This is a genomic window from Bacillus sp. AL-1R, assembly GCF_052180195.1.
Classification (GTDB): Bacteria; Bacillota; Bacilli; order Bacillales; family Bacillaceae_G; genus Gottfriedia.
Window position 1 is genome coordinate 3,453,581 of sequence record NZ_CP197469.1, and the last position, 12,918, is coordinate 3,466,498.

Below are 12,918 nucleotides of genomic sequence, written 5' to 3' on the forward strand. Positions count from 1 at the left end.
CCTTACACTCGATTACGTTTCCTTTCAATCAAACTTAAAAGTTCGTGTAATTCAAATGTATTTACAATATTTTCTCTTTTTAACCAAGCCTTCTTGGCCGCACTAACCCCAACCGTCATATGCTCTAGCATATCAATATTATGTGCATCAGTATTAATTGATAGCATGACACCAGCTTCCTGTGCCATCATTAACATTTCTTTATTTAAATCTAACCGATTTGGATTTGCATTTAATTCTAAAATTGTACCTGTTTCTTTTGCTACAGAAATTAATTCTTCAGCATTTACTTTATACCCAGCTCTTCTGCCAATTTTTCGCCCTGTTGGATGTCCAATCATGCTAACATATGGATTTCTCATTGCATTTTTTAAACGCATCATGATTGTCTCTTCATCTTGACTAAAGCTGGAATGAATTGATGCGATAACAAAATCAAGTGAACGTAAAACATCATCTTCATAATCTAGGGAACCATCAGGTAAAATATCCATTTCTACCCCATGTAGAATTGTAAAATCAGTGTATTTTTCGTTTACACGTTGAATTTCTTCTTTTTGTTTCCATAAGCGCTCAGGAGTTAAACCATTCGCAACCTTTAAATATTGAGAATGATCTGTGATGACAATATATTTATATCCTTTAGCACGACATGCATCTGCCATTTCTTCGATTGAATACCCACCATCACTCCAAGTAGAGTGCATATGCAAATCAGATTTCATATCTTCTAAACGAATTAATGGATAATCGTTTGTAAAAGTTGAAACTTCCTTCCCATCCTCTCGAATTTCAGGTGGAAAACAAGGTAAATTAAAATGGGCATAAAAATCTTCTTCATTTTCAAAAGTTAAAACTTCTCCAGTATTAACATTTTCAACACCGTACTCACTAATTTTTTCATCACGCTCTTTAGCCAATTGGCGCATAGCTACATTATGATCCTTTGAACCAGTAAAATGATGCAAAGTTGTAGCAAACTCCTTTGGTTGAATAATTCGGAAATCAACTGAAATCTCATACTCAACACCTTTTAAAACAAGAGAAACTTTAGTATCTCCCTGTGCAATTATTCGAACAATTTCTGGCATCGAAAGTAATTGTTCTTTAATACTTTCCGGATTAGTAGACGCAACAATGAAGTCTAAATCTTTAACCGTTTCACGTACTCGTCGTAAGCTTCCAGCTCTTGAATACTTCTCGACATACTTCATTTCTGCTAAATAAGCTTCAATTTTATCAGCAATCGGTAGTACATCTGCTAATGGCAAGCGTTCAGGCTGCTTACCAAACTCCTCGATTGATTCTAAAATATTTTTCTCTGTCTTTTTACCGAATCCAGCTAATCCTTGTAACTTACCATTTAAGCATGCTTCTTTTAACTGCTCCATGCTCTCAATTTGTAATAATTGATATAGCTTAGCTACTTTTTTTCCACCTAATCCTGGTAGTCTAAGTAAAGGAAGTAAAGTTTTAGGTAATGACTCTTGAAGTTCCTCCAATACCGTACTTTTACCAGTTTCAATATATTCTAAAATTACTGCAGAAGTCCCTTTTCCGATTCCTTTTATGGCAGTAAAGTCGTCGATTTGTTCAAGACTTCTTTCATCTGTTTCTAATGCATTTGCCGCTTTACGAAATGCTGATATTTTAAAAGCATTTTCACCTTTTAGTTCTAAATAAGTAGCAATTTGTTCTAACAGTTTAATTAACTCTTTTTTGTGCATTTTAAGTCACCTACTTAACATAAAAATTGTTTTTCACTAAACTCGATTATAGTATTTCAGAACTAGAAAATCCGTTCCATAATTCCATTAGTTGATTTGATATAAATGGTGTATGTTGGACCATAAGATACGCAATATTTGATTTATGTAATAAAACATGAAGTGAATCGATTGGTATGATTAAAGCGATAAAAAGAGCCAAAACCGAAAATAAATAGACTTCTATAAAACCAAAAATCCCACCTAATAAGGAGTTCATCTGCTTTAGAACAGGTAATTGGAAAACTCCATTTAATAACGAACCAATAAATGAAATGACTAGTCTTGTCCCAATAAATAACAAAGCAAAAGCGATTATTTCATAGACAAACTGCTCTGGATTTACGACCTGACCACCGCTTATATGAATTGGCAATATTTTCTTTAGCGAAGTAGCGGTCTGCTCATAATAATGATAAGCTAAGTATAAGGATAGTAAAAAACCTAGTAATCGAACAAGGCTGCTAATAAATCCTCTTTTCCAACCTGTAAAAATTCCTAAAATAAAAATAATAAGTATAATTAAATCAATCATTCTTTTCCTGCTCACTTTTCGTTTGTTTTTCTAATAATTTTTCGAGCATATTAGCTCTTTCTTTTAATTTCACATAATCACTTACAATATTTAATGCTGTCAATACAGCTAATTTATTAGTATCTAATAATGGATTTTTTTTATTTATTTCTTTCATTTTATCATCTACAATTGAGGCAACATGGCGAATATGATCTGTTGACTCGTCACCAGTAATTGCATAATGTTGCCCATAAATAGTTACATTTAGTTTTTGTTTCGATGAAGAATTGGACAACTTCATACCTCCATTCAGCTCTTAAACATTCTAACCTTAACTATAACATGAAATTCAATACAAACAAAAGTATTGGAAAATATCCATTTAAAGGAGAAATTTATGTCAAACACTGTAATAACAGTTTCTGAGGATACTCTCTTAAAGATGAAAGAACACTACCAAAGTAGCCTTCAATCAAAAGTACCACAAGGTGGAGTATTTATGGCCAAACCAAATGGCTGTACAATCACAGCATATAAATCAGGTAAAGTAATGTTTCAAGGCTCCAATAGTGATGCCGAAGTAAGTAAATGGCAAGGAAAATCGGCTAGCCAAACTACTAAAAAAGCAAACCCTACCAATACGAATTCAACTTTACCAAAAAACTTTTCAAGTCTTGCAGTGATCGGTAGTGATGAAGTTGGTACAGGCGACTACTTTGGTCCAATGACTGTAGTAGCTTCTTTTGTAGAACCAAGTCAATTCGAATTATTAAAAGAATTAGGCGTAAAAGATTCCAAAGAATTAACTGACGATGCCATATGCAGCATAGCAAAAAAAATTGTTCATGTCGTAACTTACAGCCTATTAGTACTCAACAATGAGAAATACAATTCAATGCAAGAAAAAGGCTATAATATGAATAAACTAAAGGCGTTACTACATAATCAAGCAATTCGAAATACAATTTCAAAATTGGGAGATAAAAAATATGACGCCATCTTAATTGATCAATTTACTCCTCCAAATCTGTATTACAACTATTTAAAAGGGACTAAAGAAGTTATTCGTGATAAAGTTCAATTTGCTACTAAAGCAGAAGGTTTGCATCTCTCAGTTGCAGTTTCTTCGATTTTAGCCCGCTATGCTTTCCTACAGCAAATGGATCAATTAAGCGAACAAGCTGGAATGACTTTACCAAAAGGCGCTGGAGCAAAAGTTGATCAAGCTGCTGCAAAACTAATTAAATCCAAAGGTTTTGAAGCTTTACGAAATTTAACGAAATTACATTTTGCTAATACTGAGAAAGCATTAAAGATTGCTAAAAAATGAGAGTTACGGAGGCTTGATATCATCTCGCTTCCTACGAAAAGTTACGAAAACATCAAAAAAGCTGTATTCTAAACATTCATTTAGAATACAGCATCTACTATAAATACAATGAATCCTAATAAGCTAGCAACTTGTTTTTGTTTTTTATAGCGAAGCATCGGTTTAGATAATAAAAATAAACAGATCAAAAATCCAAAAGGGATCGGTAACCAAAATAACCTAAAAGGTAAAGATGCTAGTACATAATAACCGATCATTTGAAACCCAAGATTACTAACATCCCGCAAAATGGCATCTTTATAAACTGCTAACACACCAACTAACAATCCGACATAAAGTAAAAAGATTAACATCAAGCCACCTCCAAGATTGTCCTACTAATAACCTATTCACCTATGGCTTGTCTAAAGACTCATAAAGAAAAATGTTTAAACATATCCATAATATGTAGAAACGAAGGAGGAATACTTAGATGAATAATTTAATAAACGAATTTAGTAGTCTAATCCAATCAGTACCAAAAATCATTAGAGCCTTATCAAATACAGACTTTAAACCAAGTCTTACAAAATGGTCTAAAAAAGAAATACTTGGACATCTTTGCGATTCTGCAACTATGAATCATAAAAGATTTATAGATCGATTGTCTTCTAATGATGAACTCGTTCTTGAGCTTTATAAACAAAATTCATGGGTAGAGCTAAATGATTATCAAAATAGCTATACCATTGAAGAAATACTTTCATTATGGACTGCTTTAAATTCTCGTTTCATAAATGTGCTATCAAACATGTCAGAAGACCAATGGAAACTACAATATATTAGTCAAAATGAAGAGGCTGTTACACTAAGTTGGTTATTTACTGACTATATTGACCATATGAAGCACCATTTAAATCAAATATTAGGATAGGTAAAGGTATCGCCATGAAATTTAAGGTGAAGAAAAATCCTCTTTTAGTCGCCCTAATTCTGAGCTTAATACCCATTATTTTTTCAGTTCCCATCGTTAGCTTTATTGAAGCCGATCGCACAGGAATCATCATAAGCTTAGTAGCCTTTGTCTTTTTATTTCCAATATTAATTACCCTAGTATACGCTTTATTCAAAACATACCATGAATTAACCGACAATGAATTCAAATCAAAATTCGGATTCATAACAATTACAATTCCATATAGTGAAATCAAAACAATTAATTTCTCCAATAATCCAATTTCATCACCTGCATGGACCTTCAAACGTTTAAAAATTGAATATAAAAAATACGGATATGCTTTACTATCTCTTCCAAAAGATGAAGACAGTTTTTTACAAGAAATAAAAAAACGCTGTCCAGATGCCACTATATTAAATCGTCAAAAAGAAGAAGTTTTAATTAAATATAATCTTTAAACAAAGAAAACTCACAAGATCATACTATCCCTTGCGAGTTTTCTTTGTTTATGATTGATTTTTTGTCAGAACCCCTCATGAGTCCTTTTCCTTTTTCCCTTACTCATAAATCCTTAATCTAAAGAAGTTAACCGATATAAAAAAAAGCCTCATAAGCAATTTAACTTATGAGACCTCTTACATAATTAATTATTAATATATTTCTCAAAAACTGATCCGAAATCTTTCACTTTGTATTGCTCTCTAGATTTCATTAACCATTCAAAAGCAGCTTCATTAATTTCTTTAAAACTGTTCACTACATTATTTTCATTTGACGTTACGCGACCTAATGTAGTAGAAGCAATTTCGATGCTTTCTTTAGCATATCCAAGTGATTTTTCATTTTCATGACTAATTTCAGCAATCATTAGTAATGCTTTATAAAGGTCCTTAACTTGTTCAATATGTTTTTTATGAACATCAATCGAAAACTCTCTACCACCCATATTGAACTTAATTTCAACATCTAAATCAATTGTACCAGCTGTTTCAAGTAAAACATGTGTGATTTTATGAGTGTGATAATTATAACGATGAAGTGTACGTTTCTTACTGATTGCACTTGTACCGTCTAAATGAATTAAAGCCTTATTCGTAAAGCAATACTCATCTGATTTTGATTTAATTAAGAAATAAATTTTTTCATTATCTTCATGCATTACATAATCGTCAGAATCAACTTTGTCATAATTTTTCGGTTCAATAACACTACCTACATCACTTAAACCAAGCATATCTGCAGCAACTTTACCAAACATTTAATTTCCTCCTCTAAAATAGTAGGGTACGGCTATTTAAGTATTTATACGCCTTCAAAACCCAATTTTTAACTGTTACACTTCTGAATTATACAGTAAATACAAAAATATGGGGATAGGCATAGTAGGGGGATATGTTTTTTTTTCCTTTTTTTTATAAGGTCTACTATTTTAATTCGGGTCTAACCCTTCCCCCCTTAATTTAATGTTGAACACATCCCCGGTTGCAGACTATAATTAGATGGTGACTGTTTAAATTCCGTTCTTTCAATAAGAACATTATTATATGAAAAATAAAGAAAAGGTGTCGATCTATGAGTATTTTAACTGTTAAAAACTTAAGCCATGGATTCGGTGATCGTGCAATTTTTAATGATGTATCTTTCCGTCTATTAAAAGGTGAACATATCGGTCTTATTGGTGCAAATGGTGAAGGTAAATCAACTTTCATGAATATCGTTACTGGAAAATTACAGCCTGATGAAGGTAAGGTTGAATGGTCTAAAAAAGTACGTGTAGGTTATTTAGATCAGCATGCTGTATTGCAGCCAGGTATGACAATTCGTGACGTATTAAAAAGTGCTTTCCAATATATGTTTGATTTGGAAAATGAAATTAATGAATTATATGTAAAAATGGCTGATGCAACTCCAGAAGAAATGGAAAAAATGCTTGAAGATGTTGGTGTTCTTCAAGATACTTTAACAAATAATGATTTCTATATCATTGATGCTAAAGTTGAGGAAATTGGTCGTGGTTTAGGTTTAGATGAGATCGGACTAGATCGAGATGTAACTGAACTTTCTGGTGGTCAACGTTCAAAGGTTCTTCTATCAAAACTTCTTTTAGAAAAACCAGATATCTTATTACTCGATGAGCCTACTAACTATTTAGATGAGCAGCATATTGAATGGTTAAAGCGTTATTTACAAGAGTATGAAAATGCTTTTATTTTAATTTCACATGATATTCCGTTTTTAAATAGTGTTATTAACTTGATTTACCATATGGAAAACCAAGAATTAAATCGTTATGTTGGTGATTATGATAATTTCAAAGGAATTTATGAAATGAAAAAATCACAATTAGAATCAGCATATAAACGTCAACAACAAGAAATCTCTGAACTAAAAGATTTCGTTGCACGTAATAAAGCGCGTGTTTCTACACGTAATATGGCTATGTCTCGCCAAAAGAAACTTGATAAAATGGATGTAATTGAGCTTGCACGTGAAAAGCCAAAACCAGAATTCAACTTCAAACCAGCTCGTACTTCAGGTAAATTAATATTTGAAGCAAAAGATTTAGTAATTGGTTATGACGAGCCTCTATCTAAACCTTTAAATCTACGTATGGAACGTGGACAGAAAATTGCTTTAGTTGGTGCGAACGGTATCGGTAAAACGACGTTAATGCGTAGTTTACTTGGTGATATTAAACCAATTTCTGGTGAAGTAGAACGCGGTGAATTCCTTCACATTGGATACTTCGAACAAGAAGTAAAAAGTGATAATAATAAAACATGTATTGATGAAGTTTGGGATGAATTTCCATCATTTACACAATATGAAGTTCGTTCAGCACTTGCAAAATGTGGTTTAACGACAAAGCATATTGAGAGTAAAGTTGCAGTTTTAAGTGGTGGAGAAAAGGCGAAAGTTCGTTTATGTAAGTTAATTAATCAAGAAACAAACTTACTTGTACTCGATGAGCCTACTAACCATTTAGATGTAGATGCTAAAGAAGAGCTAAAACGTGCACTAAAAGAGTACAAAGGAAGTCTTTTAATTATCTGTCACGAACCTGAATTCTACCAAGGTTTAGTAACAGACGTATGGAATGGCGAAAACTGGACTACTAAGGTGTTTTAATTTAATACAAAAAAGAGAGACGAAAAAATTGTTTCGATCTCTCTTTTTTTGTTTTTAAAGTGAAATATTTTGACTTAGCTTTGAAGTCCATTCACTTGGGTGTTTTCTTTTCTTTGTTCCTTTTGGGATTGAATTGATATAACCGATATGAAGAGCTCCTAAAATTTTTCGATTTTCTGGTATGCCCATCTCTTTGTAAAATTGTTTATCAAAAATATAAGGGTTTGTACGCCAAACCATTCCAATATTTTTTTCCCAAGCTGCTAATTGTAAATTTTGTACAAATGCACAGGTTGCTCCGATCGCTTCTAAATTTTTCTTTTCATTTACTGAGTGATCTGTCGTTATAATTAAGTGCAAAGGTGTGTCAACGATATACGTTTTAAAGAATTCTGTTGATTTTTTTATTTTCTCAACTGTATATGTTTCAGTTAATTCCATTCTTTCGTAACTTTCTACAATTTTTGAAGCATAATATTCTTTTTCTTTCTCTTCTGAAACCATAATAAATTGCCAAGGCTCTTCTTTACTGTGGAAAGGAGCATAAGATGCTGCCCCAAGTAGCTCCATAAATTCTTCCATATTAATTGGATCCTTTTTTGTATCTCTAATCGTTCTTCTATTTTTAATAAAATTTAATATCGACATTGAACGTTTTCCCCTTATTCTCTTATCTTAAATTCATTATAAATGTAAATGATAATCATTTTCAACCTAACTTTGAAATTTTGATTACTTTCTTAGACGACTTAATCCTTTTTCACTACACAAAATCATTCCATAACTATGTATATGTAATTAAAATTAGAAAGACTGTGTTTTTAGTTCTGCAATCAATCCAAAAAGAAAACAGGTATTGAAGATCAATTTTTCTTCAATACCTGTTATTTTACATTTCTTTTGGAGCACGAATTCCTAATAATCTTAGTCCTTCTTCTAAAACAATCGAAACAACTTTAATTAATGCTAATCTACTCTCTAATTGGTCATCATTTGTTAAAATATGCGTATTTCCATAATATTTATTGAAGCTTTGTGCCAAATCTATTGTATATTTAGCAATTACAGATGGTTCAAATTGTTCAAAACTACGTGTAACTTTATTAGGGAACTCAAGGATTTGTTTTATGATGTCCCAACTATATGAATCATCTAGTCCATCTTGTTTATTTAAATCCTGTGATGAAGCTTTCTCTAAAATTGAATTTGTTCTCGCAATTGAGTATTGTACATATGGCCCTGTTTCACCTTCAAATTTTAGCATCTGATCTAATGAAAATTCGATATTATTCATACGATCATTTTTTAAATCTTGGAAAATGATTGCACCGACTCCAACCATTTTTGCAACTTCTTCTTTATTTTTTAATGTTGGATTTTTTTCTGCAATATTTTGACTAGCTAAACTAATCGCTTCCTCAATTACCTCTTCTAATAGAACAATTTTCCCTTTTCGTGTAGACATTTTTTTACCATTTTGTAGAATTAAACCGAATGGCACATGTACCATTTCATTTGCCCATTCGTAACCCATTTTCTTCAAAACTGTAAATACTTGGTCAAAATGCAATGCTTGTTCTCCACCTACAACATACACCGCTTTATCAAAATCATATGTTTCTTTACGATAAAGTGCAGCTGCTAAATCTCTTGTTGCATACAGTGTAGCTCCATCAGATTTTCTAATTAAGCACGGCGGTAATTCCTTTTCCGTTAATTCAACAACATCGGCACCTTCTGATTCCACTAAAAGGTTTTTTTGCTCTAGAAGTTCAATAATTCGCTCCATTTTATCATTGTAAAATGCTTCTCCGTTGAAGCTGTCAAAGTTAACTCCTAATAAATCATAAACTAACATGAATTCTTTAAGAGACTCATCACGAAACCACTTCCATAAATGTAGGGCTTCTTCATTTTTTTCCTCTAATTGCTTAAACCAACTTCTAGCTTCTTCTTCAAGTTGGGGCTCTTTTTCAACTTCTTCATGAAATTTAACATATAATTTTAGAAGTTCCTTGATCGGATTTTCTTTTACTGCATCTTGATTACCCCAAAGTTTATAAGCAACAATTAATTTCCCAAACTGTGTTCCCCAGTCTCCAAGGTGATTAATTTTTATTGATTTATACCCATTTTTTTCAGCTATTTTAGCAATTGAATTACCAATCATTGTTGAACGCAAGTGCCCCATCGAAAATGGCTTTGCAATATTTGGTGAGGAACAATCAATCGCAACCGTTTTGTCTTTTCCAACTACTTGGTTTCCATAATCCTTCCCTTGACCGAGAACTAATTCAATTACTTGCTTACTAACTAGCTTTTTATTCAAAAAGCAGTTTACATACGGGCCGTTCGCTTCTACTTTTTCAATTAAATCATGATTAATCTGTAGTGCAATTTCTTTTGCAATCAGAACTGGAGATTTTTTTAATGCTTTTGCTAATTGGAAACACGGAAATGCTAAATCACCTTGATCTGCATAATGCGGTTTTTCAATAAGTGAATTAATTTCTGTTAAAGATAAAGATCCATTTAAAGCTTTTTCAATTTGTTCACTATACATATTTACATAATTCATAATGATCAATCCTCTCCAAAATATAAAAAACCCGTCTCTATTATAAGAGACGGGTCTAACTAATCCGCGGTACCACTCTAATTGTTCAAATATATTGAACCAGCTTAAAATTTGTTAACGAGGTCTTCCCCGGCAAAGTCCTACTATAAATTCAGACTAGCTTCTCCGAAGTGCGCTTCATCTTATTCGCTCTGTTAGGCTTCCACCATCCCCAACTCTCTATAAGATCAACATAAGATTACTCTCTTCATCTAAAAATTTTCAATATTCATTTTTTCTATTTAATCATATCTAATGTAGAAATTCAAGCAAGAATTTTTTTAAACTCTATGAAATGCACCAATTGTTGACAACCTTAATAACATAGAAATTGAGGTGGAATTCATGAAAAAAAAACCAATAACTTTAAGTCTTTGTATGATTGTTAAAAACGAAGAAGCTGTACTTTCCAGATGTTTATCATCTGTATCTAATATAGTAGACGAAATTGTCATTATTGATACTGGTTCAACAGATAAAACGAAGGAAATTGCTAAAAAATTTACAAATTCAATATATGATTTTACTTGGATCAATGATTTCTCAGCTGCAAGAAATTTTGCATTTTCTAAGGCAACGAAGGATTATATTATGTGGCTAGATGCGGATGATATTATCACTGATGAAAATGCGAAGAAGTTACTTAAATTAAAAAAGTCATTAACTAAAAATGTCGACGCTGTCAAAATGAAATATCATCTAGCGTTCGATGAAAATGGTAATCCTAGCTTTAGTTCAGTAAGGAGTCGAATCGTTAAGCGCGAAAGAAACTTTAAATGGATTGGTTTCGTTCATGAATATTTAGAGGTCTACGGCGAGATTATCCAATCAGATGCCGCAATTATTCATCAAAAAGACAAAGAATATTCAGATCGAAATTTAAAAATTTATGAAAACGCAATTTCTTCCGGAAAAGAATTAAGTCCTCGCGACAAATACTATTATGCAAATGAATGCGTTGATCATCAGTTATTCGAAAAGGCAATTAAATGGTATGAATTGTTTCTTGATGAAGGCAAAGGCTGGTATGAGGATAATATTCAAGCCTGTGGAAAATTGGCAGACTGCTATTTAAATACAAACGAATTAGAAAAAGCTATTAGCAGTTGTCTACGCTCATTTTCTTATGATGGACCACGAGGAGAAAACTGCTGTCGATTAGGATTTATTTATCTTCAACAAGGAGATTACACACGAGCAATTTCATGGTATAAACTTGCTACGCTAGTTGAAGTACCTAAAAATAGCCCTTTTATAAATATGGCTTGTTACACTTGGTTACCTAATCTACAGCTATGTCTTTGTTATAGTCGATTAGGAGATCAATTAACTGCTAGAAAATATAATGATGTGGCAGCAAGTTTTGTTCCGAATAATCCTTCTGTTCTACACAACCAAGCGTATTTCCGCTCATATTTTAAAGAACAATAAATCATCCTCTAATCATTATTTCTTAAACTCTACTGTTTAAAAGTCACAATAAGTGAATTGGATACTACTTATTTAGTAAATCAACATAAATAGATCATCAATCATTTAATACAAAATAATAAGAAAGGGTGATAGCTTGATCACAGTCAGTTTATGCATGGTTGTACAAAATAATGAAGCCACAATTGAAAGATGCCTTCGTTTAGTTAGTAGCATAGTTGATGAAATTATCATCGTTGATATGAATTCCCACGATCGAACGATTGAGCTAGCAAGACAGTTTACAGACAATATACATGCCTTTGATGGTGTGGATGAACTAGAAGCATTAAATGTTTCAAAATCTTTGGCAACAAAAGACTTTATACTTTTACTAAACCATAGTGAAGTTTTACTAGATCATGATCGTTTAAATTTTTCTAAGCTAAAACAGTCATTAAACAATGAAGTTTATAATGTAGATTTTGATTATCAAATCGGTTGGAATGTAGAAAGCAAGCAAAAAACTAGTAGATTATTTAAAAGATTAAGTTCAAATAGTAGTTCTCCAAATACAGAATCATTTTCTACTAATCTCCTTATTACTGATCTTCCTTTTACACAAAATGCAAAAGAAAATATTCAAATTTATGAACAAATGTTAAGTAATCACATTAATCTTTCTACGATGGATTTATTTTATTATGCAAAAGAGTTAAGTACAAATCGTCAACATGAACAATCAATAAAGTATTTTTTAAAATTTTTGAGATTAAATCAGCCATTTGAAGAACTAAATATCCTTGCTTGTCATTATATTGCTAATTGTTATCACGAGTTTAATCTAAAAGACTTAGAAACTACTTGGTTATTAAAATCGCTTAAATATGGCAATACTCATCCAGAAACATGTTGTAGATTGGCTTATACATTTTTTGAAAAAAATAATTTTGATTCAGCCATTTATTGGTATAAAGAAGCAACATTAAATAAGGTTAACGATCGTTTAATTCATCACAACCCATCATGTACCACTTGGCTGCCACATTTACAACTGGCAGTTTGCTATGACAGAATAGGTGAATTACGCCTTGCAAATGAGCATAATGAATTTGCCTATCAATTTTATCCAACACACCCAAGTATTCTTTCAAATAGAGAGTACTTTTCAAATAGATTAAATAACGAAGGCAGCTGAGGATCTCTCAACTG

The 12,918-nt window shown here is 31.9% G+C and carries 13 protein-coding genes and 1 other annotated feature; of the genes, 6 read left to right on the plus strand and 7 right to left on the minus strand.

Annotated features, from left to right (window positions below; translation table 11 throughout):
- Positions 1-2 precede the first annotated feature (2 nt).
- The 3 genes from polX to zapA are packed head-to-tail and all read right to left on the minus strand — an operon-like array spanning position 3 to position 2,584.
- Positions 3-1,727 carry a DNA polymerase/3'-5' exonuclease PolX gene (polX, locus tag ACSBO6_RS16600; RefSeq protein WP_098848587.1) on the minus strand — a complete coding sequence of 575 codons (1,725 nt, stop codon included), beginning with the start codon at positions 1,725-1,727 and terminating at the stop codon, positions 3-5.
- Between the two features lie 46 nt (positions 1,728-1,773).
- Positions 1,774-2,301: a CvpA family protein gene (locus ACSBO6_RS16605; protein WP_098848588.1), complete on the minus strand. Its 528-nt coding sequence runs from the start codon at positions 2,299-2,301 to the stop codon at positions 1,774-1,776.
- Positions 2,294-2,584 carry a cell division protein ZapA gene (gene zapA, locus ACSBO6_RS16610; RefSeq protein WP_098848589.1) on the minus strand — a complete coding sequence of 97 codons (291 nt, stop codon included), beginning with the start codon at positions 2,582-2,584 and terminating at the stop codon, positions 2,294-2,296. The genes ACSBO6_RS16605 and zapA overlap by 8 nt, the downstream gene beginning before the upstream one ends.
- Before the next feature lie 96 nt (positions 2,585-2,680).
- On the opposite strand from zapA, the gene rnhC reads away from it, so the two are divergent.
- On the plus strand, positions 2,681-3,613 hold the full coding sequence (gene rnhC / locus ACSBO6_RS16615; RefSeq protein WP_498843694.1) for a ribonuclease HIII: 933 nt from the start codon (positions 2,681-2,683) through the stop codon (positions 3,611-3,613).
- Between the two features lie 80 nt (positions 3,614-3,693).
- Here rnhC and ACSBO6_RS16620 read toward each other — a convergent pair whose 3' ends face one another.
- Positions 3,694-3,966 (minus strand): hypothetical protein, encoded by a 273-nt coding sequence (locus ACSBO6_RS16620; protein WP_098848591.1) that lies wholly within the window; start codon positions 3,964-3,966, stop codon positions 3,694-3,696.
- A gap of 119 nt (positions 3,967-4,085) precedes the next feature.
- Between ACSBO6_RS16620 and ACSBO6_RS16625 the strand changes: the two genes are divergently transcribed.
- Both ACSBO6_RS16625 and ACSBO6_RS16630 read left to right on the plus strand, forming a co-directional pair.
- The gene (locus ACSBO6_RS16625) at positions 4,086-4,526 is read left to right on the plus strand and encodes a DinB family protein (RefSeq protein ID WP_098848592.1); all 441 of its coding nucleotides are present in this window, start codon (positions 4,086-4,088) and stop codon (positions 4,524-4,526) included.
- Positions 4,527-4,540: 14 nt separating this feature from the next.
- Positions 4,541-5,008 (plus strand): PH domain-containing protein, encoded by a 468-nt coding sequence (locus ACSBO6_RS16630; protein WP_098848593.1) that lies wholly within the window; start codon positions 4,541-4,543, stop codon positions 5,006-5,008.
- 185 nt (positions 5,009-5,193) lie between these two features.
- On the opposite strand, the gene ACSBO6_RS16635 is transcribed toward ACSBO6_RS16630, so the two are convergent.
- Positions 5,194-5,808: a PH domain-containing protein gene (locus ACSBO6_RS16635; RefSeq protein ID WP_098848594.1), complete on the minus strand. Its 615-nt coding sequence runs from the start codon at positions 5,806-5,808 to the stop codon at positions 5,194-5,196.
- A 314-nt stretch (positions 5,809-6,122) separates the two neighbouring features.
- Between ACSBO6_RS16635 and ACSBO6_RS16640 the strand changes: the two genes are divergently transcribed.
- Positions 6,123-7,679, plus strand: a complete 1,557-nt coding sequence (locus ACSBO6_RS16640; protein WP_498843695.1) for an ABC-F family ATP-binding cassette domain-containing protein — start codon at positions 6,123-6,125, stop codon at positions 7,677-7,679.
- 54 nt (positions 7,680-7,733) lie between these two features.
- On the opposite strand, the gene ACSBO6_RS16645 is transcribed toward ACSBO6_RS16640, so the two are convergent.
- Positions 7,734-8,327 (minus strand): nitroreductase family protein, encoded by a 594-nt coding sequence (locus ACSBO6_RS16645; protein ID WP_098848596.1) that lies wholly within the window; start codon positions 8,325-8,327, stop codon positions 7,734-7,736.
- Positions 8,328-8,568: 241 nt separating this feature from the next.
- Complete coding sequence (gene argS / locus ACSBO6_RS16650; RefSeq protein ID WP_098848597.1) at positions 8,569-10,257, minus strand: arginine--tRNA ligase; 1,689 nt, start codon at positions 10,255-10,257, stop codon at positions 8,569-8,571.
- 42 nt (positions 10,258-10,299) lie between these two features.
- Positions 10,300-10,520, minus strand: a binding site (T-box leader).
- A gap of 121 nt (positions 10,521-10,641) precedes the next feature.
- Between argS and ACSBO6_RS16655 the strand changes: the two genes are divergently transcribed.
- Together ACSBO6_RS16655 and ACSBO6_RS16660 are read left to right on the plus strand one after the other, a co-directional pair.
- Complete coding sequence (locus ACSBO6_RS16655) at positions 10,642-11,727, plus strand: tetratricopeptide repeat-containing glycosyltransferase family 2 protein (protein ID WP_286138554.1); 1,086 nt, start codon at positions 10,642-10,644, stop codon at positions 11,725-11,727.
- A gap of 136 nt (positions 11,728-11,863) precedes the next feature.
- Entirely contained in the window at positions 11,864-12,904 is a 1,041-nt protein-coding gene (locus ACSBO6_RS16660; protein ID WP_498843696.1) for a glycosyltransferase, read from the plus strand.
- Positions 12,905-12,918 lie beyond the last annotated feature (14 nt).